This window comes from Streptomyces sp. B6B3 (assembly GCF_039871525.1).
Lineage (GTDB): Bacteria > Actinomycetota > Actinomycetes > Streptomycetales > Streptomycetaceae > Streptomyces.
On sequence record NZ_JBDPLU010000020.1, the window covers coordinates 132,691 to 155,682 of the forward strand.

Annotated in this window: 23 protein-coding genes; 10 read left to right on the plus strand and 13 right to left on the minus strand. The window is 73.2% G+C overall.

What is annotated here, in order from left to right; genetic code table 11:
- Nucleotides 1–7: 7 nt before the first annotated feature.
- Nucleotides 8–889 (minus strand): tRNA pseudouridine(38-40) synthase TruA, encoded by an 882-nt coding sequence (gene truA / locus ABGB06_RS31525; protein WP_347596052.1) that lies wholly within the window; start codon nt 887–889, stop codon nt 8–10.
- A gap of 183 nt (nt 890–1,072) precedes the next feature.
- Here truA and ABGB06_RS31530 point away from each other — a divergent pair, with 183 nt between their 5' ends.
- A complete protein-coding gene (locus ABGB06_RS31530; RefSeq protein WP_347596054.1) occupies nt 1,073–2,407 on the plus strand; it encodes a S8 family serine peptidase in 1,335 nt (444 codons plus the stop codon).
- Nucleotides 2,404–2,652, plus strand: a complete 249-nt coding sequence (locus ABGB06_RS31535) for a hypothetical protein (RefSeq protein ID WP_347596057.1) — start codon at nt 2,404–2,406, stop codon at nt 2,650–2,652. Before ABGB06_RS31530 ends, ABGB06_RS31535 begins: the two co-directional genes overlap by 4 nt.
- A gap of 15 nt (nt 2,653–2,667) precedes the next feature.
- On the opposite strand, the gene ABGB06_RS31540 is transcribed toward ABGB06_RS31535, so the two are convergent.
- A complete protein-coding gene (locus ABGB06_RS31540) occupies nt 2,668–3,270 on the minus strand; it encodes a DUF4291 domain-containing protein (protein WP_347596060.1) in 603 nt (200 codons plus the stop codon).
- Nucleotides 3,271–3,383: 113 nt separating this feature from the next.
- Here ABGB06_RS31540 and ABGB06_RS31545 point away from each other — a divergent pair, with 113 nt between their 5' ends.
- The gene (locus ABGB06_RS31545) at nt 3,384–3,845 is read left to right on the plus strand and encodes a DUF6234 family protein (RefSeq protein WP_347596063.1); all 462 of its coding nucleotides are present in this window, start codon (nt 3,384–3,386) and stop codon (nt 3,843–3,845) included.
- A gap of 45 nt (nt 3,846–3,890) precedes the next feature.
- On the opposite strand, the gene ABGB06_RS31550 is transcribed toward ABGB06_RS31545, so the two are convergent.
- Complete coding sequence (locus ABGB06_RS31550) at nt 3,891–4,757, minus strand: AraC family transcriptional regulator (RefSeq protein ID WP_347596170.1); 867 nt, start codon at nt 4,755–4,757, stop codon at nt 3,891–3,893.
- Between the two features lie 172 nt (nt 4,758–4,929).
- Here ABGB06_RS31550 and ABGB06_RS31555 point away from each other — a divergent pair, with 172 nt between their 5' ends.
- Nucleotides 4,930–5,319, plus strand: a complete 390-nt coding sequence (locus tag ABGB06_RS31555; protein WP_347596066.1) for an STAS domain-containing protein — start codon at nt 4,930–4,932, stop codon at nt 5,317–5,319.
- 49 nt (nt 5,320–5,368) lie between these two features.
- Here ABGB06_RS31555 and ABGB06_RS31560 read toward each other — a convergent pair whose 3' ends face one another.
- Nucleotides 5,369–6,490, minus strand: a complete 1,122-nt coding sequence (locus tag ABGB06_RS31560; protein WP_347596069.1) for a hypothetical protein — start codon at nt 6,488–6,490, stop codon at nt 5,369–5,371.
- Nucleotides 6,491–6,555: 65 nt separating this feature from the next.
- Here ABGB06_RS31560 and ABGB06_RS31565 point away from each other — a divergent pair, with 65 nt between their 5' ends.
- Entirely contained in the window at nt 6,556–7,410 is an 855-nt protein-coding gene (locus ABGB06_RS31565) for an alpha/beta hydrolase (protein ID WP_347596075.1), read from the plus strand.
- Nucleotides 7,411–7,530: 120 nt separating this feature from the next.
- On the opposite strand, the gene ABGB06_RS31570 is transcribed toward ABGB06_RS31565, so the two are convergent.
- The gene (locus ABGB06_RS31570) at nt 7,531–8,862 is read right to left on the minus strand and encodes a sugar ABC transporter substrate-binding protein (protein ID WP_347596078.1); all 1,332 of its coding nucleotides are present in this window, start codon (nt 8,860–8,862) and stop codon (nt 7,531–7,533) included.
- A 188-nt stretch (nt 8,863–9,050) separates the two neighbouring features.
- Here ABGB06_RS31570 and ABGB06_RS31575 point away from each other — a divergent pair, with 188 nt between their 5' ends.
- On the plus strand, nt 9,051–10,652 hold the full coding sequence (locus ABGB06_RS31575; RefSeq protein WP_347596081.1) for a DUF4038 domain-containing protein: 1,602 nt from the start codon (nt 9,051–9,053) through the stop codon (nt 10,650–10,652).
- A gap of 142 nt (nt 10,653–10,794) precedes the next feature.
- Here the strand turns inward: ABGB06_RS31575 and rplQ are convergent, their stop codons facing one another.
- Both rplQ and ABGB06_RS31585 read right to left on the minus strand, forming a co-directional pair.
- The gene (gene rplQ, locus ABGB06_RS31580) at nt 10,795–11,334 is read right to left on the minus strand and encodes a 50S ribosomal protein L17 (protein WP_347596084.1); all 540 of its coding nucleotides are present in this window, start codon (nt 11,332–11,334) and stop codon (nt 10,795–10,797) included.
- 178 nt (nt 11,335–11,512) lie between these two features.
- On the minus strand, nt 11,513–12,535 hold the full coding sequence (locus ABGB06_RS31585; RefSeq protein ID WP_347596087.1) for a DNA-directed RNA polymerase subunit alpha: 1,023 nt from the start codon (nt 12,533–12,535) through the stop codon (nt 11,513–11,515).
- Between the two features lie 309 nt (nt 12,536–12,844).
- Between ABGB06_RS31585 and ABGB06_RS31590 the strand changes: the two genes are divergently transcribed.
- Both ABGB06_RS31590 and ABGB06_RS31595 read left to right on the plus strand, forming a co-directional pair.
- Nucleotides 12,845–13,504: a TetR/AcrR family transcriptional regulator gene (locus ABGB06_RS31590; protein WP_347596090.1), complete on the plus strand. Its 660-nt coding sequence runs from the start codon at nt 12,845–12,847 to the stop codon at nt 13,502–13,504.
- A 235-nt stretch (nt 13,505–13,739) separates the two neighbouring features.
- Nucleotides 13,740–15,275 carry an MFS transporter gene (locus ABGB06_RS31595; RefSeq protein WP_347596093.1) on the plus strand — a complete coding sequence of 512 codons (1,536 nt, stop codon included), beginning with the start codon at nt 13,740–13,742 and terminating at the stop codon, nt 15,273–15,275.
- Nucleotides 15,276–15,378: 103 nt separating this feature from the next.
- Here the strand turns inward: ABGB06_RS31595 and ABGB06_RS31600 are convergent, their stop codons facing one another.
- Nucleotides 15,379–16,503 carry a P1 family peptidase gene (locus ABGB06_RS31600; RefSeq protein ID WP_347596096.1) on the minus strand — a complete coding sequence of 375 codons (1,125 nt, stop codon included), beginning with the start codon at nt 16,501–16,503 and terminating at the stop codon, nt 15,379–15,381.
- Nucleotides 16,504–16,628: 125 nt separating this feature from the next.
- On the opposite strand from ABGB06_RS31600, the gene ABGB06_RS31605 reads away from it, so the two are divergent.
- Complete coding sequence (locus ABGB06_RS31605) at nt 16,629–17,414, plus strand: AMP-binding protein (RefSeq protein ID WP_347596099.1); 786 nt, start codon at nt 16,629–16,631, stop codon at nt 17,412–17,414.
- A 38-nt stretch (nt 17,415–17,452) separates the two neighbouring features.
- On the opposite strand, the gene mscL is transcribed toward ABGB06_RS31605, so the two are convergent.
- Both mscL and ABGB06_RS31615 read right to left on the minus strand, forming a co-directional pair.
- The gene (gene mscL, locus ABGB06_RS31610) at nt 17,453–18,046 is read right to left on the minus strand and encodes a large conductance mechanosensitive channel protein MscL (RefSeq protein WP_347596102.1); all 594 of its coding nucleotides are present in this window, start codon (nt 18,044–18,046) and stop codon (nt 17,453–17,455) included.
- A 126-nt stretch (nt 18,047–18,172) separates the two neighbouring features.
- On the minus strand, nt 18,173–19,012 hold the full coding sequence (locus ABGB06_RS31615; protein WP_347596105.1) for a hypothetical protein: 840 nt from the start codon (nt 19,010–19,012) through the stop codon (nt 18,173–18,175).
- A gap of 205 nt (nt 19,013–19,217) precedes the next feature.
- Here ABGB06_RS31615 and ABGB06_RS31620 point away from each other — a divergent pair, with 205 nt between their 5' ends.
- Nucleotides 19,218–19,742: a methylated-DNA--[protein]-cysteine S-methyltransferase gene (locus ABGB06_RS31620; protein ID WP_347596108.1), complete on the plus strand. Its 525-nt coding sequence runs from the start codon at nt 19,218–19,220 to the stop codon at nt 19,740–19,742.
- Nucleotides 19,743–19,760: 18 nt separating this feature from the next.
- On the opposite strand, the gene ABGB06_RS31625 is transcribed toward ABGB06_RS31620, so the two are convergent.
- The 3 genes from ABGB06_RS31625 to ABGB06_RS31635 form a co-directional block, all read right to left on the minus strand.
- Entirely contained in the window at nt 19,761–20,666 is a 906-nt protein-coding gene (locus ABGB06_RS31625) for an S-methyl-5'-thioadenosine phosphorylase (RefSeq protein ID WP_347596111.1), read from the minus strand.
- Nucleotides 20,663–21,031, minus strand: coding sequence for an FmdB family zinc ribbon protein (locus tag ABGB06_RS31630; RefSeq protein ID WP_347596114.1), 369 nt, complete (start codon nt 21,029–21,031; stop codon nt 20,663–20,665). The genes ABGB06_RS31625 and ABGB06_RS31630 overlap by 4 nt, the downstream gene beginning before the upstream one ends.
- 98 nt (nt 21,032–21,129) lie before the next feature.
- Nucleotides 21,130–22,653 (minus strand): potassium/proton antiporter, encoded by a 1,524-nt coding sequence (locus tag ABGB06_RS31635; protein ID WP_347596173.1) that lies wholly within the window; start codon nt 22,651–22,653, stop codon nt 21,130–21,132.
- Nucleotides 22,654–22,992 lie beyond the last annotated feature (339 nt).

The following is a 22,992-nucleotide window of genomic DNA, read 5'->3' on the forward strand; positions in this document are numbered from 1 at the left end:
ACCGGGCTCAGCCGCTCGCGCCGAGCTCGGGGCCCGGGGCGCCGCCCAGGGTCCGCAGGTTGCGTGCCTCACGGTTCCGGGCCGCGAGCTGGTCGTCCGGCGGGTAGCCGACCTCCTCCAGGGTCAGCCCGTGCGGACGCACCACCTGCACCGCCGAGTCCCGGACGCCCGCCGCCAGCACCTTCGCCGGCCAGTCGGGCGGCCGGTGCCCGTCGCCGACGAACAGCAGCGCGCCCACCAGCGAGCGCACCATGTTGTGGCAGAACGCGTCGGCCCGCACCGTGCACTCCAGGACCCCGTCCGGTCGCCGCTCCCAGCGCAGTTCGCGCAGCGCCCTGATGGTCGTCGCCCCGTCGCGCCGCTTGCAGTACGCGGCGAAGTCGTGCTCGCCGAGCAGCCCGCGCGACGCCTCGTTCATGGCCGCGAGGTCCAGCGGCCAGTTGTGCCACAGCACGTGCCCGCGCAGCAGCGGGTCGACGCCGCCCGGGTGGTCGCTGACGCGGTAGGCGTAGCGCCGCCAGATCGCCGAGAAGCGCGCGTCGAAGTCCGGCGGCGCCACCGAGACGCCCCACACCCGGACGTCCTGCGGCAGGCGCCCGGCCAGCCGGCGCGCCAGATGCTCACCGTGCGCGTCCCACACGTCGCGCGGCAGGTCCACGTGCGCCACCTGCCCGCGCGCGTGCACGCCGGCGTCCGTCCGGCCCGCGACGGTCAGCTCGTACCCCGTCTCCTGCCGGGTGACGATCCGCAGCGCCTCCTCGAGCTCCTCCTGGACGGTCCGCCGCCCCCGCTGCCGGGCCCAGCCGGAGAAGGCACTCCCGTCGTACGCCAGGTCCAGCCGCACCCGCACCGAGCCGTCCCCGCCCGGGACCCCGCCTTCCTCGCTCACGCCCCGATCTTCTCAGACAGCGACTTCCCGCAGAGCGGGGACGGCCGGCCCGGCACTCGGCCCATCGATACCGACTATCCACTGCCGTGAGAACTATGCACCGTTTTGCGAACTACCTCCGACGGAGTGACCGTGAGGGGCGGGGCACCTCGCACGGAACCTCGCACGGAACGGAGAGCGGCGATGAACCACGAGCCCATGGGAAGCAGTCCCCACGGTGACCGGCCGGAGGGCGCCGACGCGCGCTTCGGGCGCAGGACCCCGGAGTACACCGGTCGGTACGTGATCCAGCTCGACCAACGCCGACCGGAACGCGGGATGAAGGCGCTCCGCTCCGCCGTCGACACCATGCCCTTCGAGCGGGTGCGCGGCACCCAGGCCGAGCGGGCACCCGAACTCCTGGACCGACCCGACGTCTCGGTGCTGTTCGACGAGCTGGGCATCGCCGTCGTCGACGTGCCGCCGGACCGGCGGCACGCGCTGGTGACCGCGGCCGAGGCGGAGCCCACCATCGTCTCGGCGGAGCCGGAACGGAAGGTGTACGCCTCGGTGATCACCGAGGACCGGCAGTCGCTGACCGGGTTCTTCCCGACCTACCGCAGCGACGAGGAGGAGGTCGACCGGAGCATCAGGGCCCGCGGCGCCGCCGTGCTCGGCCCGGCCTGGGACGAGCTCCGCATGACCTGGGGCATCCAGGCGATCAAGGCCAACCTCTCCATGCTCACCGGCCGCGGCGTGAAGATCGCCGTCCTCGACACCGGCGTGGACACCGACCACCCCGACCTGGCCGACCGGATCAAGGCCACGGCCTCCTTCGTGCCCGGCGAGACCGTGGAGGACAGCCACGGCCACGGCACGCACTGCATCGGCACCGCGGCCGGTCCGCTGGAGCCGGAGGACGCGCCCCGTTACGGCGTGGCGGTCGAGGCGGACATGCTCTGCGGCAAGGTGCTCAACCACCGCGGGGAGGGCACGGACGGCCAGATCGTCGCGGGCCTGGCCTGGGCGATCGCCAAGGGCGCGCGGGTGATATCCCTGTCGCTCGGCTCCCCCGTCGGCCCCGGCGAACTCTTCCCGCAGACCTACGAGAACATCGCCAGGCTCGCGCTGCAGCGAGGGACGCTGATCGTCGCCGCGGCGGGCAACGAGAGCGACCGCCCGACGTTCGTGTCACCCGTCACGCGTCCCGCCAACTGCCCCTCCATCCTGGCGGTGGGCGCGCTCGGCAAGGATCTGGTCGTGGCGCCGTTCTCCTGCGCCGGGCTCAACGGTCGCGGCGGCGAGCTCAACATCGCGGCGCCGGGCGTCGACATCCTCTCGGCCGCCCCCGACGGCACCCACCAGATGCTCAGCGGCACGAGCATGGCCACGCCCCACGTGGCCGGCGTCGTGGCGCTGCTGGCCCAGGCGGACCCGAACGCCTCGGCCGAGACCCTGCGCGGCCGGCTGCTGGCCGACGCCCACCCCCTGCCGCAGGACGCCGTGGACATCGGCGAGGGCCTGCTCCAGGCGCCGTGACCGGGCCCGGGACGGCCGAACCGGAACCGGTCCGGGTCCTCGTCTCCGTTGCCCCCGGCCGGTTCGACGAGGTGGTCGCGGCGGCCCGCCGGGCCGGCCTCACGATCGTCGCCGAACACGCCATCATCGGCTCGCTGACGGGCACCATCCGGGAGCAGCAGATCCCGGTCCTGGAGTCCCTCGACGGCGTCCTCGCCGTGGACCGCGAACGCATCGTCCGGCTGCCCCCGAACGAGGGCCTGTAGTCCGGGCCGCGCGGCTCAGCCGCCTCGGGGGCGGAGGTGGTCCAGCAGGGCGTCGGGGGCGGGGTAGGGGCGTTCGGCGGGTAGCAGGCCGCGGGCCGCGGCGAGGTCCCTGTCGCGGACGTGGGCGTGGATGTTCCGGGCGAGCGCGGTGACGTCGGTGATCGAGACGATCCACTCGTCGGCGTACCGGCGGGCGGCCTCGCCGGCGAGGCCGAGCTGCAGCGAGCGGTGCGGCAACGGCCTGAGGTCCAGGTCGCGTTCGGGATCCCACTGGACGCGGGCCGGCGCCCGCCCGAGCCCCTGCCGCCAGGCGGCCTGGTCGGGATGCAGCGCGGGCTCGTAGTGGGACAGCCAGGCGTGCTCCAGGGCCCATTCGAAGCCGTCGCGGCTGATCTCGACGGCGAGGACGGTCTCCTGGTTCTCCTTCGCGCCCCAGCCACAGCGGTACATCATCCACAGGAACGACGGCTTGATCCACGTCATCCGGTCCCGCTGCCAGGCGGCCGGGAACCGCCCGTCCCGGGCCGCGGGCAGCCCGATCCGCGGCGGGTACGCCTGGTAGACGGTGATCGTCGAGTCGGTGTGCCGGCCCCGGATCTGGTACCTGGGTAACGTCATGGGACCAGGGTGGCGTCACGTGGCGGGGGACGCCATCGAATTGGGGACGGGTGAGTATCTACTAGGTACATGTACTCATCCGCACGCATGGGCGTTCCGCGAAGGTCGTCCTCATGAGTCTGTCGAGTCCGAGTCCACCGCTTCCCATGCGCCGGGGCGCCGACGCGGGGCTGGCGTTCGGCATGTTGCTCCTGGACGCGGTCGGTGTGGGGATCACGTTCCTGTTCGTCATCGGGTCCTCGCTCGACGAGGCGTTGGACCCCTCGAGCGTGCCGGACCCCGGCGAGGCGAGCGTCGGGGAGGTCGCCGCGATCGGGTTCGGGCTGGTCGCGGCCTTCGCGGTGCTGAGCTGCGTCCTGCTGCTGCGGAACCAGGCACGGATCTCCGGGACGCTGCAGGGACTGGTGGCGGGCGTCGCCCTGCTCGTGGCCCTCGGCTCGCTCGTCTCCGAACGCGCCGAGGCCGGGCTCGACGAGGCTCCCTACGACTCGGAGACCTCCGACACCTACCAGGGCCCCGGCGGCCAGTGCCGCAGCGGCGGCGGCAGCGAGGAGTGCGAGGGCACGGCCGGCTGAGCGGCCGTCCGGACCGCCGGGTCCGCCGGGTCCTCCGGGTAGGCGTCAGCGCGGCTCCCGTTCCGCCGGCAGCCACAGTTCGGCGTCGGCCTCGGTGCCGTCCGACGACAGGCGGGTGCGCAGGATCCCGGGTCCTGGGCGGGTGCGGTACGGGTTGGCCGGGAACCACTGGGTGAACGCGTCCCGGTACAGGTACTGGATGGCCTCCGGCGCCGGCCCCGAGGTGGTGAAGACCGCCCAGGTGCCCGCCGGAACGGCCAGGGCGGTGGTGCCCTCGGGCGCGGCCGCGGACGTGACCACCCCGTGGTAGTAGTCGAGCTCGCTGCCCTCGGCGAAGCCCGGATCCCCATCGTCGGTGACCCCGACGATGCCCCGTGGCTCCTGGTCCGACAACCGCTCCAGGCGCTCCAACGTCCGCGGCTCGATCCCGCGCACGAAGTCGATGATCGCCTGGTTCGGTCGCGTGTGCACCAGTGGCACCCGGGCCCTGAGGCCGACGACGGTGAAGGCCGGCTTGTCCACGATGCGATAGCGCATGCTGCTGCTCCCCTCGACGGTGAGGCGGAAGGTCAACCGGGGCTGCGCGACGAGCGCCGCGCCGGTGCGGCGGGCCTCGCCGGGCCCGACGCCATGCACGGCGCGGAACGCCCGGGCGAACGCCTCGCCCGAGCCGTAGCCGTACCGCACCGCGATCTCCAGTAGCGAGTCGCGGCCGGCGAGTACCTCGGCGCCCGCGACGGTGAGCCGCCGGCGCCGGACGTACTCCGACAGCGGCATGCCCGCGAGCGCGGAGAACATCCGCCGCAGGTGGTACTCCGAGGTGACCGCGAGGCGCGCCACCTCGCCCACGTCGATCGACTGGTCGAGGTGGCCCTCGATGTGCTCCATGGCCTGGTTGAGCCGGTCCAGCACCGCCCGATTCCCTTCCTCCGGTACGACGACCACGCTAGGCAGCGCGCGGCCGCCGGACCCGACATCCCGTGCCCGATCGGGTCGGGTGCGCGCATGGTTTCGGCGGGGCGGGGCACTAGAGGGTTCTGGCGGTCAGGAAGAGGCCCCACCGGGACTCTCCTTGGAGTGTGCGTTGTTCATCCACTACCGCCCCGATCCGAGCCGCCTGGTGATCGAGCTGCACGACGTCATCGACCTCGACGAGGCCTGCGCCGTCGAGGTCTGGCTGACCGACCTGATCGCGCGCTCCCGCGCGCGGACCGTGATCATCGACGTGCACGCCCCGCTCGTCACCGCCACGGGCGTCGGCGTGCTGCTGGGCGTGCGACGGGTCGCGCGCGGGCGCGGCGTCGCCCTCGGGGTGGTGGCCCGGCAGCCCCTGGTGCGCAAGGTCTTCCGGATCGCCGGCGTCTCGCGGGTGCTGCTGGTCACCACCACGCTGTCGGGGGCCGTCGCGCTCACCCGGGGCTGCGGCCCGGCCGCGCGGGGCCCGACATGGCGGCGGCGCCGCGTGCACGCGTGAGACGGGCGCGCCGCGGCGGGCCGGCGGGCTCGGCCGTCGGTGCCCGGGGTCACGGGTGCTGAGCGCAGCACCGCAGGATCGCGGTGGCGGCGTGGCGCATGCCGCCGTGGCCGAAGTGGTCGACGAGGGCCTGGGCCTTTCCGGTGGTGGCGTCGAGGCCGGTGGTCAACGCGGCGATGCCGGCCGCGAGGCGGTCGCGCAGCGGGCCGGCGGCGGTCACCTCGCGCACCACGCGGACGAGTGCCTCGGTGACCGCCCGGTCGGAGGCCGTGTAGTCGACGGGCCGGCCGATGTCGGCCCAGTCCAGGCGCGCGTCGCAGTAGCCGTGCCGGTCGAGCAGGCGGGCCTGTTCGGGCTGGCTGGCGTTGGCGGCGGGCAGCCACAGGGTGGGCACGCCGGTGGCCGCGGCGTCGTAGATGTTGCCGAGTCCTGAGGTCATGCAGGCGTGGGCGGCGGTGCTCATCAGGTCGAGCACGGCGTCGCGGGGGTGGGATCCGACGTCCGGATCGTCCAGCGCGGCGGCGATGCCACGGCTGGTGACGACGACGAGCCGCCGGTCCGCGGGCACGGCGGCGCGGACGGCGGCCAGCAGCAGCCGCGCGTACGCCACGGCGACGTCGGGAGGCCAGAGCGGGTTGTGCAGGCCGCCCAGGTTGACCAGGACGTGCCGGCCGGGCCTCCGGTCCCGCCGGGGAGGGATCAGCGGCGGCACCACCACCGTGTGCCGCTGGAGCGCGGGATCGGCCGCCACCCGCTCGCGCACCCCGAAGAAGTCCTGGGCCAGGTAGAGCTCGGCCTCCCGGGCCACGGCGGGCACGTCGGGTCGCCAGAACCAGGTCAGCGCGTCGTAGAGCGCCACCCGGAGGCCGGCGCGCCGGGCCAGCGTGGCCATCGTGCGGTCCATGGCCGTGACGAGGAGGTCGTAGCGCGGTGCCAGGTCCGTGAGCCGGGCCAGCCGTTGGTCCTCGGACAGCCCTGTCACGTCGTGGATGTCGCGGTACGGGGGCCGGCGTTGCAGGTCGAGCGTGTGGCCGTCGCCGACGTAGTCCACGGTCGCGCAGGCCGGCGCCAGTTCCTCGGCGAGGATGGCGGCCGCGGCCGCCGGCCCGAAGCCGAAGGGTTCCGCGTTGAGCAGCAGCCGGGGGCCGGCGGGACCGGCGGGAGTGGTCACGCGCTGCCCAACGAGCCCGCGGAACCGCCGGACACGCGGCCGGGACGGCGACTACCCTGGGTGTCGTGACCGTCACGCATCCACGGGGAACGGGCGCGCGGGAGGTCGGCACGCTGCCGGTGCCGGGCGCCACGCTGCACTACGAGGTGCGCGGCGCGGGCCCACCGCTGCTGCTCATCCCCGGCGGGAACTCCGACGCGGCCGTCTTCGAGGACCTGGCCGCCGTCCTCGTCGCGGATCACCGCGTCGTCTGCTACGACCCGCGCGGCCAGTCGCGCAGCCCGCTGCAGGGGCCGCCGGACCAGCAGCGGGTCGAGGTGCACGCCGACGACGCGGGACGGCTGCTGCGCCACGTCGCGGCGGACGGCGAGCCGGCCCGGGTGCTGGGCAGCTGCGCCGGCGGGCTCGTCGCACTGGAACTGGCCGCGCGCCGGCCCGAGCTGGTGCGGGCGATGGTGGCGCACGAACCGCCCGCGCTGAGCCTGCTGCCGGCCGCGGAGGGCCATCGGGTGCTGCTCGACGAGATCCACGCGACGTTCCGGCGCGAGGGAGTGGCGCCCGCCATGGAGGCGTTGAGCGACGCCCTGTTCGGCGGCCGGCCCGCGCCGGAGTTGCCCACGGCCGGGGACAACAGCGCGTTCTTCCTCGGGCACGTCGTCCGGTCGTTCAGCGGCTTCGTGCCCGATCTGGACGCGCTGGCCGGGCTCGCGGCGTCCGGGAGCCGCGTCACGGTGGCGGCCGGCCGCGAGTCGGTCGGGCAGGACGTCCGGCGGCCGGCGGTGCTGCTCGCCGAGCGACTCGGCCTGGAGCTCGCCCTGTTCCCCGGCGGCCATGTCGGCTACGTGAACGATCCGGCCGGCTTCGCCCGCCGGCTCGGCGAGGTCTTCCGCGCCGGACCGGGGCGAGCCGGGGGCGGGTGACGGGCCGTACGCCACGGGGAACAGCGCCCCTTGCCCGCGCCCGCCCTCAGCGTCACCCGACACGCGCCGCGCGACTGCCGGTCAGCGCCCCTCGGCGTCGCGGACGGTCGCGGCGGCCCCCTATCGCCGCTCCAGCCATTCGGACTGGGCGTCGTTCAGCTGTTGGGCGAGGCTGTCGAGGAAGTCCTGGGCGGACATCTCGCCCAGCAGCACGCGCTGGAAGTCGGGTTCGGTGTCGGCCTTGGTGATGTCGTTCCAGTCGGGCAGGTAGTAGGGGAGTTGGACGATGGTGGTGTCCTCGTCGTTGAGGGCCTCCATGGCGGCGACGGTGGCGGGGTAGCCGTCGAGCCAGTCGTCGTCCGCGGCCTCGCTGTTGGCGGGGATCGAGCCGGAGGACTCCGTCCAGGCGCTGTTGGTCTCGTGCGAGGCGACGAACTCGATGAAGCGCCAGGCGGCCTCCTTGTTCTCGCTGGAGGAGAACAGCCCGATGCCGTCGACGGGGTTGGAGACGAAGGTGTGGTGGCCGCTCTCGTCGGCGGTGGGCATGGGCAGGCCGGCCACGTCGTCACCGTAGGCCGTCGACATGTCGACGTAGGAGCCGAGGTTGTGCTGGATCATGCCGACCGCGCCGCCGGTGAAGGTCGCGATCATGTTGATGGAGTCGTTGTTGAGGTCGGCCTCCGGGGTCACCGCGTCGTAGAGGTCGACGTAGCGCTCGAGGGCCTCGACGTTGGCGGGGTCGTTGACCGTGGTCTCGGTCCGCTCCTCGTTCCAGAAGTCGGTGATGCCGGACTGGGAGTACATCGCGTCGAGGGCCTGGGCGATGGAGCCGGGGCCGCCGCGGATGGTGAACCCGAACTCGCCCGCGTCGCGGTCGGTCAGCGCCTCGGCCGCGGCGTAGAAGTTCTCCCAGGTCGTCGGGGGTTCGAGGCCGGCGGCCTCGAAGAGGTCCTGGCGGTACCACAGGATGCCCTGGTTGGCCGAGAGCGGCACGGTGTACATCGTGTCGTCCTCGTTGGTGGTGGCCTGGACCGCCTCCGTGAAGGCCGGCATGAGCTGGCCGTCGAGCGGGCTGTCGGCCAGGCGGTTGTTGACCGGGTCGAGCACCCCCTGGACGGCGAGGTTGGCGAGGAAGGAGGTGGAGACCAGGCCGACGTCCGGCAGGCTGGCCCCGCCCGCCTGGACGGCGGTGTCGTACTTCGACTGGACCTCGGTGATCGGGACGCCCACGTACTTCACGTCGATGTCCGGGTTCGCGGCCTCGAAGTCCGCGATGATCCGCTCCCAGACCTCGGTGCGGGCGCCGGCGTTGTTGTCCCAGAACTCGATGGTTCCGGTGCCGTCCCCCTCGGCTCCCGCGGACGTCCCGTCATCTCCGCAGGCAGCGGTGGTGGCCAGCGTCACGGCCGCCGCGAACACCGCCGCACCGCGCGTTAACCGTCGCGTTCTCATCGGTGGCAACTCCCCTGGATGCTCGGCACACGCCCAGGCGATGACGTGGCGAATATTTATTCATCAGCACATCTTTATGACAACCTGGGAAACTAAGACCGTGGCAAGTACCTGTCAAGTCGGCGAACGGACCTGTCCGACGGGCCGGTTGAGTGAGCCGTGAGCCGAGCCGAGAGGAGCCCGTCGGGATGACGAGCACGACGCCGACGATGTCGCCGACGCACTGCGCAGCGTGGTCCAGGGCCGAGATCACCCTGACCGCCGAACACGACCACCCCGACGCCTACGCCAGCGTCGAGGTCTGGGCCGACTTCTTCCACGAGTCGGGTCTCACCCTGCGCCGCCCGGCCTTCTGGGACGGCGGCACCACCTGGCGCCTCCGCTTCGCGTCCCCGCTGCCCGACGGCCGGTGGCGCTGGCGCACCTCGGCGTCCGTGGCCGATCGCGGCCTCGCGGGCGTCACCGGCCGCGTCGAGGTCACCGGCCGCTCCGGCGCGCCCGCGAACCGCTTCCGCCGTCACGGCTTCTGGCGGATGTCCCCTGGCCGACGCAGTCTCGTGCACGCCGACGGCACCCCCGCACTGCTGGTGGCCGACACCGCCTGGGCGCTGCCCTGGCGCGCCACCGAGGAACAGACGCGCGTCTACGCCGCCGACCGACACGCCAAGGGCTTCAACGCCGCGCTGCTGATGAGCGTCCAGCCCGACATGCGCGCGACGGGCCCGCGTGACCGCACCGCCGACGAGGGCTTCGACGTCGGCTTCGAGGACCTGCCCCAGGGGCGGCTCAACCAGCTCAACCCCGACTATTTCCGGTACCTCGACCGGCTGCTGGCCATCCTCCACGACCACGAGATCGTGCCCGTGTTGCAGCCGGTCTTCCAGGGCTTCGGCTGGAAGGGCCTGTCCGTCGCGGGCACCGTGGTGCCGCCGTCCGAGTACGCGCGCTACTGCCGCTACCTGGTGGCCAGATACGGCGCCGACCCGGCCGTCTACCTCGTCGGCGGGGACGGCGACGGCTGGGACCCGCAGGTCGCGGCGGGCGGCGAGGAGACGGCGGCGTGGGACGCCTACGACCAGCCCCGCGGCATTCACTACCGCCCCCACGCGGACAACGACGCCCACCAGGACGCGCCCTGGCTCGACTTCCAGTGGTGCCAGACCGGCCACGGCGGCGAGCACGTGCCGGAACGCGTCGCCGACATGTGGCGCAACCAACCCGTCAAGGCCGTCGCCAACGGCGAGCCGACGTACGAGCACGGCGGGCGGCGCGGCAAGGCCGAGGGCTGGTGGCAGGGCCACGAGGCGTGGAGCAACCTGTGCGCGGGCGGCACCATGGGCGTCGTCTACGGCGCGGGCAGCTTGTGGCAGTGGGCCCACCGCGCCGACGAGCCCGGCCAGAGTGCGCGCTACCTCGCCGAGGGCGCGGGCTGGCGCGAGGCCCTCGACTTCCCCGGGTCCCGCCACGTCGGCCTCGTCGGTCGGATCCTGGACGGCCTGCCGCTGACCGACATGCGCCCCGACTGGCAGTCGGCCCGCGCGAGACGGGCTCTGACGACCGACCCGACCCGGCTGTACCTCGCCTTCGCCGAACACGGCGGTCCGCTGAGCCTCCGCCCGGAGAACGCCCGTGCCATGCCGCGGGCGTACCGGGTCTACGATCCCCGCACCGGCGACGTGGTCCGCGCGGGGGTACGAACCGACGACGACCACGTGCTGCCGGACGAGGGCGGCGCGCCACGGGTCTACGTCCTCTACGACGGTTTCGACGGGTCGCCCGACGCTCCCTGAGCATGGACACCGGCCCGCCACAGCACGGGAGCGGTGGGGCGGGCTGGGACACCGGGGCCGGAGACCAGGGACCGGAACGAGGGCCGGGCCCGGCCCCGGATGGGGACGGGCCCGGCGGTGTGCCGTGCGGGGACCGGACGGGTCAGTCCTTCTTGTCCTCGTCCTTGGTGTCCTCGGTGTCCTCGGTGTCCTCGGCGGCCGCGTCCTGCGGCTCCTCGTTGACGTTCTCGTCCTCGACCTTGTCCGACGCCTTGGCCAGGTCGGACTCCTTCACCGCGCGCCGGGTGGCCGCCTCGGCCTCGCCCACGGCCTCCTGCTTCACGGTGAGTTCCTCGACCAGCTCGATGACCGCCATCGGCGCGTTGTCGCCGCGCCGCGGACCCAGCTTGATGATGCGGGTGTAGCCGCCGGGGCGGTTGGCGAACTTCGGGCCGATCTCCGTGAACAGCGTGTGGACGACGCTCTTGTCGCGGATGGTCTGCATCACCTGGCGACGGTTGTGCAGGTCGCCCTTCTTCGCCTTGGTGATCAGCCGCTCGGCCACCGGCCGCAGCCGCCGGGCCTTGGCCACGGTGGTGGTGATCCGCCCGTGCTCGAACAGCGCGGTGGCGAGGTTCGCCACCATCATGCGCTCGTGCGCGGGGCTGCCACCCAGCCGGGTGCCCTTCGTGGGCTTCGGCATCGTTCTCTCCTGTCGTGTCTGCACCGGCCGTGTCAGGTACCGATGTCAGCGGATGTGTGCGGGAGGGGGTGGCGCGGGGGTTTCTCCCCCACCCCGCCCCTCCCCGAAACCAGGGGCTCCGCCCCCGGACCCCGGGCCCGCAGGGCCCGGGGGGTGGCTCAGGGCACCGGGAAGGTGCTCAGTACTGCTCGGTCTCGTGGAAGCCCGTGTCGCCGTCGTCGTCCGCGCCGAAGGCGTCGGCCGCCGAGGCGGGGTCGAATCCGGGCGGGCTGTCCTTGAGCGCCAGGCCCATGCCGGCCAGCTTCGCCTTCACCTCGTCGATCGACTTCGCGCCGAAGTTCCGGATGTCCAGCAGGTCCGCCTCGGAGCGGGCCACCAGCTCGCCCACCGAGTGGATGCCCTCGCGCTTGAGGCAGTTGTACGACCGGACGGTGAGCTCCAGCTCCTCGATCGGCAGCGCCAGATCGGCCGCCAGCGCCGCGTCCGTCGGGGACGGGCCCATGTCGATGCCCTCGGCGTCCACGTTCAGCTCGCGGGCCAGGCCGAACAGCTCGACCAGGGTCTTGCCGGCCGAGGCCATCGCGTCGCGCGGGCGCATGGCCTCCTTGGTCTCGACGTCGACGATCAGCTTGTCGAAGTCGGTGCGCTGCTCGACGCGGGTGGCCTCCACCTTGTAGGTGACCTTCAGCACCGGGCTGTAGATCGAGTCGACCGGGATGCGGCCGATCTCCTGGCCGACGGCCTTGTTCTGCACCGCGGAGACGTAGCCGCGACCGCGCTCGACGGTCAGCTCCATCTCCAGCTTGCCCTTGCCGTTCAGCGAGGCCAGGACCAGGTCGGGGTTGTGCACCTCGACGCCCGCCGGCGGCGCGATGTCCGCGGCGGTGACCAGGCCCGGGCCCTGCTTGCGCAGGTACATCACGACCGGCTCGTCGTGCTCCGAGGAGACGACGAGCTGCTTGATGTTGAGGATCAGGTCGGTGACGTCCTCCTTGACGCCCGGCACGGTGGAGAACTCGTGCAGCACCCCGTCGATCCGGATGCTGGTCACGGCCGCGCCGGGAATGGAGGAGAGCAGCGTGCGACGCAGGGAGTTCCCGAGGGTGTAGCCGAAGCCCGGCTCCAACGGCTCGATCACGAACCGGGAGCGGAACTCGTCGACGACCTCTTCGGTGAGGGAGGGACGCTGAGCGATCAGCATGAGATGACTCCTGTCCTCGGCACCCGCTATTTGATGCCGAGCCAGACGATGGATAAATCAAGGGTACGGGTGGTGGGGCGCCCCGCCCCGGGGCCCCCCCCCCCCGCCGCTTTCGTCACTCCCGCTTCTCGCGGCCCTGACCTGGCAGTCTCCGCCAACTGTCAGGCTGTGACACAGAACACACCCCCGACACGAAATATCCGGGGAACCCCTCTCCGTTTAGTCAGTCGTCCGGCGGGACGCCGACCGGACGCGCACAGGGTGTGCGGCGCTCGCCGCGCACCAGGGCCTGAACCAGAGGGAGTTCTCGTGAGCGCCACCCACACCGCCGCACGGCCGAGGCTGCGTGCCGACGCCGTTCGGAACCGGGAGCGCATCCTCGACGCCGCGAACGAGGCGTTCGTGGCGGAGGGGGGCGAGGTCCCCCTGGACGAAATCGCTCGACGCGCCGGAGTCGGGAATGCCACGCTGTACCGGCACTTTCCGGACCGGAAGTCGCTGCTCTTCCACGTGCTGCTCTACGTGAACCACCGGATCACCGAGCGCGCGCGGAGACTCCTGGAGGGGGATCATGATCCGTTCGAAGCGCTCAGCGAGGCGATGCTGAGCACGGCCGACGACTGCCTCGGGGCGCTCTGCATCGAGTTGCTCGACTCCGGCGTCGACCGGGAGCACCCGGAGCTCGTGGCCAGTCGCGAGCGGGTGTTCTCGATCACCCAGCGGCTGATCGACCGGGCACGTGACTCGGGCCAGCTGCGCTCGGACATCGGCTCGGGCGATCTGCTGATCGCGGTCGGCCGGCTGACCCGTCCGATGCCCGGCGGCCTGTGCCCCGGCGGTCGGACCATGGCCCGGCGGCATCTGCAGATCTTCCTGGACGGGCTGCGCGCCCCCGCACGCACCGAACTTCCCGGCCCGGCACTGGAGGTGGCCGACCTCAAGGAAGAGGTCTGGTCCCAGGAGGTCTGAGGCGGCCGGCGCGTCCACGCCGCCGCCACATCTCCGTCCCGCGCCGAACGACCACCACCATCCACGTCGACCTCACCGGACCTCACCGGTCCAGAGCCTCCGTTCCGGCTTGCCGAAATCGGGCCGACCGCTCAGTTTCCGGCTGCCGCGGAGTCTCCATCACAGACCTCATCAGCACGTCATCGTCACACCGATCACACGTAAGGTAGCCACCTTCATGCCACCAGAAACCGCCGTGAGCAAGGCTCACAGCGATCTCGACCCACTGCGCTGGAAAGCGCTGATCTTCATCGCGCTGGCCCAGCTGATGGTCGTCGTCGACGGCACCATCGTGAACATCGCCCTGCCCTCGGCCCAGGAGGACCTGGGCATATCCGACGGCAACCGGCAGTGGGTCATCACGGCCTACGCGCTGGCCTTCGGCGGTCTGCTCCTCTTCGGTGGCCGGGTGGCCGACCTGTGGGGACGCCGGCGCGCCTTCATCATCGGCCTGATCGGCTTCGCCGCCGCGTCCGCGCTCGGCGGCGCCGCGACGAACGAGGCCATGCTCTACGCCTCCCGTGCCCTCCAGGGCGTCTTCGGCGCGCTGGCCGCGCCCGCCTCGCTGTCCCTGCTCACGGTGCTCTTCACGGACGCCAAGGAGCGGGCGAAGGCGTTCGGCATCTACGGCGCCATCGCCGGTGCCGGTGCGGCCGTGGGCCTGCTGCTCGGCGGCACGCTCACGGAGTACATGGACTGGCGCTGGACCTTCTTCGTGAACATCCCGTTCGCGGCGGTCGCGGCCGCCGGTGCCGTGGCGGTGATCCGGGAGCCCGAGTCGGCGCGGAACCGCTCGACGCTGGACATGCCCGGCGTGGTGCTCGCCTCCCTGGGCCTCGTCGCCCTGGTCTACGGCTTCAGCCGTGCCGAGCAGGAGGACTGGACCGAGGGCGTCACCATCTCCATGTTCGTGGCCTCGGTGGTGCTGCTGGGTGCCTTCGCGGTCGTGGAGTCGCGGGTGAAGTCTCCGCTGCTGCCGCTGCGCGTGGTCACCGACCGGAACCGCGGCGGCGCGTACCTCGCGCTCGGCCTGGCGATCATCGCGATGTTCGGCCTGTTCCTGTTCCTCACCTACTACCTGCAGGCCGTGCGCGACTACTCCCCGGTCATGGCCGGCGTGGCGTTCCTGCCGATGGTGGTGGGCATGATCACCGGCTCCACCCAGATCGGGACCCGCCTGGTGACCCGGGTGCCTCCGCGCTACCTGATGGCGCCCGGCTTCCTCGTCGCCGCGCTCGGCATGCTGCTGCTCACCCAGCTGTCCCTGGACAGCTCCTACTGGGGCATCGTGATGCCGGCGCAGCTGCTGCTCGGCCTCGGCATGGGTACGGCGTTCATGCCCGCGATGGGCGTGGCCACCGAGGGCGTCAAGCCCACGGACGCGGGCGTCGCCTCCGCGATGGTCAACGTCTCGCAGCAGGTGGGCGGCGCGATCGGGGTGGCGTTGCTGAACACCATCGCCGCCGGCGCCACCACCTCCTACCTGACGGCGCACGCGGCCGGCGTCACCAGCCAGCAGGACCAGCTGCGGCTCCAGTTGGAGTCGATGGTGCACGGCTACACCGAGGCCATCTGGTGGGCGTTCGCCATCGTGGTGCTGTCCGCGGTGGTCTCCTTCGTGCTGATCAACAGCAAGGGTCACCAGGGAGGCCCGGCGGCTGCCGGGTCCGGTGACGGCGACGGCGACGCGGCCCTCTCCGACGGCCAGCCGGTGCCCGTCATGGCGCACTGAGGCGTCCCGCCCTCCGGGCGGGCCCTCGCCACGCGGCCCCCGCGGCACCCGCCGCGGGGGCCGCCGCATGTCGCGACCCGGCCACGGTCAGTAGAGATCCCGGTCAGTAGAGGTCACGGTAGGAGGGGTAGCGGCCGCCGGGGGTGTCGACGCCCTCGGCGGCCAACACCGCCCTGGCCACGGAACGGGTCAGCACGTCGGCGCCGGCCGCCAGCAGCTCGTTGAACACCAGGGCCGCCGCGAGGGGGGTCGCACCCGCCGGCCCGGGCCGGTCCCCGGTGGCCAGGGCGAAGACCGTGTCCCCGTCGGTCATCAGGTGGGCGGGGCGGATCGCCCGGGCCAGCCCGTCGTGGGCGACGCCGGCCAGCTTCTGGGCCTGCGCCGGCGACAGCTCGGCGTCCGTCGCGACCACGGCAAGCGTCGTGTTCAACGGGGGGTGGCGGGCGACCTCCGCGCGGCGGGCGCTCTCCGCCACGGCGGCGGCCAGCCGGCGCCGGGCCTCCGCGTGCGCGTCGGCCGGCGGTCGGGTGTTGGGCTCCCCGTACAGCGCGCCGGTCTCCGGATCCACGGCCGAGCCGGCCGCGTTGACGGCCGCCAGGGCGGCGACCGTGACGCCGGACGGCAGAACGGCGCTGGCCGTCCCGATCCCGCCCTTCATGCCGCCCACCGTCGCTCCGGTGCCCGCGCCCACGCACCCCTCGACGACCGGTGCGCCGGGCCCCGCCCGCTCCGCCTCCTCGGCCGCCGCCCGGCCCATCGCGGCGTCCGGTCTGGCCCGCCAGTCGCCACCCCGCCCGAGGTCGAAGAGCACCGCGGCCGGGACGATCGGCACCACCTGGTCGGGGCGCGGTCCGATGCGGAAGCCCCGCCCGCGCTCCTCCAACCACTCGACCACGCCACCGGCGGCGTCGAGGCCGAACGCGCTGCCGCCGGCGAGCAGGACCGCGTCGATGTGCTCCACGAGGTTGCGCGGGTCGAGGACGTCCGTCTCCCGGGTGCCGGGGCCGCCGCCGCGCACGTCCACCGCGGCCACGGTGCCTCCCCCAGGCCCTGGGGGCCCGGGAGGTGCCCCCATGTCGGGCGTCAGGATCACGGTGCAGCCGGTCAGCCAGCCGTCGCCGACCCGCCCCGCATGCCCCACCCGGAGGCCCGCCACGTCCGTCAGCGCGTTCCTCGGCCCGGTGGGCGGGATGGCCGCCCCGGAGTCGCCGGCGTGCTCATCGCTCATGGCCCCCATCCGTACCACGGCGCCGATTCCCTGGCACCCCCCGCTCCCCACGCGACGCCCGACGCAACTCGGACATCCAACGGACGTTTATCGGACATCAATCGGCACCCGACAGGCTGCCCTCCATGTCGCCAGATGACCATGGCCCGGGGGACGAGAACACGGGACGCGAGCGGAGGCTCGGGCCGGCCGACGTGCTCGGCCATGCCCAGCTGCTGCGCCAGGGCACGCAGGCGGCGCACGCGCTGACCTCGCTCGGGGTGCGCGACGGCGACCCCGTCGCGGTGCTGCTGCCGATGTCCCTGGAGTCCGTCGTCGTCACGCTCGCCTGCATCCGGATCGGCGCGATGCGGATCACCCTGCCCGTCGGGGACCATCTGGGCTTCGTCCGCAACCGCATCCGCACCTCCGGCGCCAGGGTCGTGATCACCGCGAACAGCTGCCGGTCGGACGGCTCCGTGCTGGACGTCAAGGCCGGCCTCGACCGGGCCCTCTGGGGGTGCCCGGAGGTGCGCAGCGTGCTGGTCGTCCCCCAACTGGGACGGCCGATCCCGTGGGTGCCCGGGCGGGACATGTGGTGGCACGAGGCGCTCGCCGCCGCGGCCGTCCCGCCGCACCCGGGGACCGGCGCGCCGTACGCTGGCGGCATGAGCGGCACAACCCGGCCGGACGGCCCACCGCGGGACCCGGATCCCGTCACGCCCGAGCCCACCAGCCAGCAGCCGCCGGCCGACCCCGGATCCCCCCGGCCGCTGACCGGACTCCACTTCGACGACCCGCTGGACCGCGGGGCGTCCGACGACGCCGACCTGGGCTGGGGCGAGCGGCCCTTCGACGATCCGGAGCTCGGCGGCACGGGGACCGCGGACCTCGTGCGCTTCCTCAGGGAACGGCCGCCGCACCACCTGTAGGACGACGCCCGCGTCACCAACCTCCCCGAACAACACAGCTAGGTCGAGTCCGCCCGGCCGCCGTCGGGACCGGACCGCTGGGACGCGACGCTGGCCGCACCGGCCGCCGCCGTCTCGGCCTCGGGGCCCTCGGGCCCGGGCTGGTCGGCATCGGACGCATCGGGCCGGGCGGCGCCCGTCCGCTGGGCGATCAGCTCGTCCCGGATCTCGATGAGCAGCTCCACCTCGGTCGGGGCCAGCGGCACCTCGGACTTGGCGTCCCGGCGCGCCAGATACCGCGTGATGGGCAGGATCATCAGGAAGTAGACGACCGCGGCGGTGATGAGGAAGGTCAGCGAGGCGCTGATCACCGAACCCCAGCGGATGGGGATCCCCGACACCACCTCGCCCGCGTCGTTCCAGTCGCACGGGCCGCGCAGACAGGACTCGTACTGGTCCAGGTCCTGGGTGCCGAAGGCACCGACCAGCGGATTGATCACACCCTCGACCACCGAGTTGACGATGCTCGTGAAGGCGGTGCCGACCACCACCGCGACGGCCAACTCGACCACGTTGCCGCGCATCAGGAACTCCCTGAAGCCGGCCAGAGTCACCCTGATCCCCGCAACGAGGCCCTTGTCCTCCTCGGTCACCGCGCTCCCTCACTCCCGTCTCGTCGGTGTCTCCCGTGGGTCCGATCCGCTCACGCTGCCCCAGGTCGGGGAGGCGTGTCCAGTCGGGATCACACTCTCGGGTAAGGCCGTGGCCAGGGCATCGGATCACCACCGGGCCACCGCCAGCTCCGCCGAGGCCGCCGCGCCGGCGAGCGCGGCGGCGGTCTCGGGCGGCACGGACAGCACCAGGAGGCCGCCGCCCAGAGCATCCTCGGGCACGCCCGCCGGCACCTCGGCCACCTCGGCGCGGCGCGCCACCACCCGGGCGGCTCCCCCGTCGCCGGGCAGCGGCGCGGCGGCCAGCACGTCCACCCGGTCCCCGGGCCGCAGCAGCCGGACCGCCGCCGGGTCGGCGATCCGCACCGGAGCCGCCACCAGACGGGCGGGACCCGCGTCCGCCTCGCCGGCCCGACTCTCCGGTCCCTCCCGGGCGTCCGCCGCCGCGGTGACGGGACCGTCGGCGCCGCCCGGGCCCCGGGGAAGGGTGACGGCGAACCCGGCAGCGGCGGTGGCCACCAGCGAGACGGCCAGCGCCCGCCGCCGGCGCCACACCGCCCGCCGGAGCCGGTGCCGCCCGCCGCGGGGCCGCACGGGCGGGAACGCCGGCACGGGCCCGGGCTGGCGCCCGGGGAGGACCACGACGTTCGGAGCGGCGTGACCGGGCGCGGCCGCACGGCCGGCGACGGCGGCCGGACCCGAGCCGAGTGGCACGGGATGGAGCGACTCGGGGGCGGGCGGACCGGGGGCCGGGCTCACGAGGTCGTATCCGGCCGTGCCGCGCACCGTCGCGGACGGGGAGGGCGCGACGCGGACCACGGTGCCCGCACCGGCCGGGGCGTGGTGGGGCGGAACCGCCGTCGTCGGGAGGAGGCGCGCCGTACCGGAAACGGTCGGTTCCGCGAGCTCGGAGCCGGAGGACATCGGGGTGGTGGTGAACGCACTCATGCGGATCACCCTGCACGTTCCGCGACGATCCCGCTGCGCTCTGTGGACAGATCCACAGCTGTGGATAACCTCGTCCCCCACACCGGTCACGTCAGCCGCCGCCCCGCCACAATGCTGCCGCCGCGACGATGTCCGATTCCCGCCAGCGGCGGGGCGTTCCCGCCCCGAGAGTGGAAGGGCGATCGAGACAGGAGGAGGCCGAACGGTGATCCGGTTTCACGAGCGGCGCCAGGACGCGGCGCCTCGCTACACGCTGGTCGACTCGCCCCTCGGCGAGCTGCTTCTCGTCGGCGACGGGCATGCGCTGACCCGCGTCGACCTGACGGAGTCGGCCGGACCCGACCCGGCCTGGACCGCCGACGAGGCGCCGTTCCGGGACGTCGTCGACCAGCTGCGCGACTACTTCGACGGCCGACTGACCGACTTCGACCTGACCGTCGCCGTCGCGGGCACGCCGTTCCAACGCCGGGTCTGGCACCGGTTGGCCGACATCCCGTACGGCGTCACGACGAGCTATGGCGCGCTGGCCCGCGATCTGGACCTGCCGACGGGAGCCGCCCGGGCGGTGGGCGCCGCGAACGGTTCGAACCCGGTACCGCTCTTCCTGCCGTGCCACCGGGTCGTCGCGTCCTCCGGCGCGCTCACCGGCTACGGCCTCGGCGGCCTGACCCGCAAGCGCCACCTGCTGCGGCTGGAGTCCGGACAGCTGGCCCTCGACGCGGCGGCCTGAGCGGCGCTCGCCGTTCGCTCAGGCGGGCAGGCTGATGCCGGGGTCCTGACCGCCGAGGGCGTCGACGCACAGGCAGTCGCGGTCCTTGGGCAGCCGCGCGATCACGTCGAAGAGGACGGTGCGCAGCCGGTCCACGTTCTGCGCGAAGACCGCGAGCACCTCGGCGTGCGAGACGCCCTCACCGATCTCCGCCCCGGCGTCCAGGTCGGTGACCAGCGCCAGCGACGTGTAGCAGAGCTCCAGCTCGCGGGCGAGGATCGCCTCCGGGTGCCCGGTCATCCCGACCACCGACCAGCCCTGCGCCGCGTGCCACAGCGATTCGGCCCGGGTGGAGAAGCGCGGCCCCTCGATGACGCACATCGTGCCGCCGTCCACCGCCTCCCAGCCGCTCTCCCGGGCGGCGCCCAGCGCCGCCCGGCGCCCGGCCGGGCAGTAGGGGTCGGCGAACGTGACGTGCACCACGTTCGTCCGCGTGCCGTCGGCGCGCCGCTCCCCGTCGTAGAAGGTCTGCCCGCGGTTCCTGGTGCGGTCGACCAGCTGGTCGGGGATCAGCAGCGTGCCGGGCCCGTACTCCCGGCGCAGGCCGCCCACCGCGCACGGGCCGAGCACCTGGCGCACGCCGAGCGAGCGCAGCGCCCAGAGGTTGGCGCGGTAGTTGATCCCGCTGGGCGTCACGTGATGTCCGCGGCCGTGCCGCGGCAGGAAGGCGACCCGCCGGCCGCCGACGTCTCCCAGGAAGAGCGAGTCGCTGGGCGGCCCGTACGGGGTGTCGACGACGACCTCGGTCACGTCGTCCAGGAACGAGTACAGCCCGGAGCCGCCGATGATCCCTATCTCGGCCCTTATCTCGGCCCCCGCCTCGGCCCCCGCACCGGTCGTCGTCTGGGTCGCCGCGTCGGACGCTGTCGCGTCCCCGGCGCTCATGCCGCGGACGCGGTGCTGGTGGTGGACTTGGAAGACGACGAGGACGACGAGGAGGAACCCGAGCCGGCCTTCTTGTCACCGGAGGCGCCGCCCTTGTCCGAGCCCTTGTCCGAGGAGCTCTTGTCGGCGGACGTCTTGTCCGCCTTGTCAGCGGACTTGGCGGCGGCCGGGCTGCCGCCGGAGGAGGAGCTGCGGCTGTCGTTGCGGTAGAAGCCCGAGCCCTTGAAGACGATGCCCACGGCCGAGAACACCTTCTTCAGCCGCCCCTGGCAGCTCGGACACTCGGTGAGGCTGTCGTCGGTGAACTTCTGCACCACCTCCAAGCCCTCGTGGCAGGCGGTGCACTGGTACTGGTACGTCGGCACGGGTTCCTCCTGGCACTCTTCCTGAGTGAGTGCTAACGACGCTCCATCGTGCAACATTCCCCGGTCCCGCGTCTACTCACTCCCACCGTCACGTCGGCTCACTCCCGCCGTCGGCGCACCCGGCTGCTGCCACGGGTCTGCCCCAGCCAGCCCGCCAGCTTGCCGCCCCGGCTGACCGCGAGCAGCCGCCGTTCCGTCTCGTCCCGCACCGGATCGGTCGCCACCACCAGCAGTTCGTCACCGCGTCGCAGCACCGTGGAGGGCTGCGGCACGAAGCTGGTGCCGTCGCGCACCACCAGGGTCACCGCGGCGCCGGCCGGCAGCCGCAGTTCGGCGACCTCCACGCCGCTCATCCGGGAGCCCTCCGGGATGGCGAGGGACAGCAGATGCCCGCGCAGCCGCTCCAGCGGCGCCGACTCGATGTCCACCTCGACCGTCCCCTCGGCGCCGCCGCCGAGCCCGAGGCGCCGCGCCAGCCAGGGCAGGGTCGGCGCCTGGAACGCGGTGAAGACCACGACCAGCACGAAGACGATGTTGAAGATCCGGTCGCTGTCCTCGACCCCGGCGACGACCGGGATGGTGGCGAGCACGATGGGCACCGCCCCCCGCAGCCCCGCCCAGGACAGCATCACCTGGTCCCGCCAGGACCGGTGGAACGGCAGCAGGCACACCAGCACCGAAAGCGGCCTGGCCAGCAGGAACAGCGCGAGGCCGATCACGATGGCCGGCCAGAAGTCCTGCCACAGCCCGCTCGGGTCGGCCAGCAGCCCGAGCAGCACGAACAGCCCGATCTGCGCCAGCCAGGCCACCGCGTCCGCGAAGCCCCGGGTGGCCGGCCGGTGCGGCAGCCGGGAGTTGCCCAGCACCAGCGCCGCCACGTAGACGGCGAGGAAGCCGGAGCCGTGCGCCAGGGCGCCGGCGGCGTACGCCAGGACGGTCAGCGACAGCACCGCGACGGGGTACAGGCCAGCGGCCGGCAACGCCACGTGCCGCAGCCCGAGCGCCCCGATGCGGCCGACCACGAGCCCGACCACCAGGCCGATCGCCAGCTCCAGCGCCATCCCGCCGACCAGCTCGAGCCAGTGTTTGGACTCGTGGTCCAACTCGGAGAGGCTGACCACGAGGATGATCACGGGCGCGTCGTTGAAGCCGGACTCGGCCTCCAGGACCCCGGTGACGCGGCGCGGCAGCGGCACCCGGCGCAGCACGGAGAAGACGGCGGCGGCGTCGGTCGAGGACACCACGGCGCCCATCACCAGCGCCGACTCCCAGCCGAGCCCGACCAGGTGGTGCGCCGCCGCCGCGGTGACCCCGACGCTGACGCCGACGCCGACCGTGGCGAGCACGCTCGCGGCGGGGATGGCCGGGCGGATGTCCCGCCACCGCGTGCCGAGCCCGCCCTCGGCCAGGATCAGCACCAGCGCCGCGTAGCCGAGCACCCGGGTCAGCTCGGCGTCGCTGAAGTCCACGCCGAATCCGTCCTCGCCCAGCGCCATGCCGATGGCGAGGTAGAGCAGCAGGGTCGGCAGCCCGCTGCGCGAGGTCAGCCGCACCGCGGCGACGGCGACCAGCAGGACCAGTGCGCCGCCGAGCAGCAGCTCGTTGAGGCGGTCGACAGTCAGCGGCGGACCTCCTCTGCTCCCACGGACGCCGTCCTTCCGGACGCTGTCGCCACGAACGCTGCTCCGAACGTTGCCACGAACGCTGCCATGAACGTTTTCACGAACGTTTCCACGACGCCGTCCCCGTGAACGCTGCCCCGGATGCTCGCTCGAACGCTGACATCGTGCGAACGCGGGAGCAGTGTGCGGCGACGCTGCCAGGAACGACGGTCCCGATGGTGCGAATGCGCCACCTTTGCGGAGAATTTACCAGCCTATGAACGCTGCGGCCTGAGCGGGTGACTCCCCGTAGGCTCACCCTGGTGGCCGTATGTCTATGGTTGCTTCCTACTGCCTTGC

What these genes read in the sequence shown, in the direction of transcription:
- ABGB06_RS31530 (WP_347596054.1), top strand. Translation starts at nt 1,073, where the DNA reads ATGAACCACGAGCCCATGGGAAGCAGTCCCCACGGTGACCGGCCGGAG.
- ABGB06_RS31540 (WP_347596060.1), bottom strand. Translation starts at nt 3,270, where the DNA reads ATGACGTTACCCAGGTACCAGATCCGGGGCCGGCACACCGACTCGACG.
- ABGB06_RS31545 (WP_347596063.1), top strand. Translation starts at nt 3,384, where the DNA reads ATGAGTCTGTCGAGTCCGAGTCCACCGCTTCCCATGCGCCGGGGCGCC.
- ABGB06_RS31570 (WP_347596078.1), bottom strand. Translation starts at nt 8,862, where the DNA reads ATGAGAACGCGACGGTTAACGCGCGGTGCGGCGGTGTTCGCGGCGGCC.
- ABGB06_RS31575 (WP_347596081.1), top strand. Translation starts at nt 9,051, where the DNA reads ATGACGAGCACGACGCCGACGATGTCGCCGACGCACTGCGCAGCGTGG.
- rplQ (WP_347596084.1), bottom strand. Translation starts at nt 11,334, where the DNA reads ATGCCGAAGCCCACGAAGGGCACCCGGCTGGGTGGCAGCCCCGCGCAC.
- ABGB06_RS31585 (WP_347596087.1), bottom strand. Translation starts at nt 12,535, where the DNA reads ATGCTGATCGCTCAGCGTCCCTCCCTCACCGAAGAGGTCGTCGACGAG.
- ABGB06_RS31600 (WP_347596096.1), bottom strand. Translation starts at nt 16,503, where the DNA reads ATGAGCGATGAGCACGCCGGCGACTCCGGGGCGGCCATCCCGCCCACC.
- ABGB06_RS31605 (WP_347596099.1), top strand. Translation starts at nt 16,629, where the DNA reads ATGTCGCCAGATGACCATGGCCCGGGGGACGAGAACACGGGACGCGAG.
- ABGB06_RS31615 (WP_347596105.1), bottom strand. Translation starts at nt 19,012, where the DNA reads ATGAGTGCGTTCACCACCACCCCGATGTCCTCCGGCTCCGAGCTCGCG.
- ABGB06_RS31625 (WP_347596111.1), bottom strand. Translation starts at nt 20,666, where the DNA reads ATGAGCGCCGGGGACGCGACAGCGTCCGACGCGGCGACCCAGACGACG.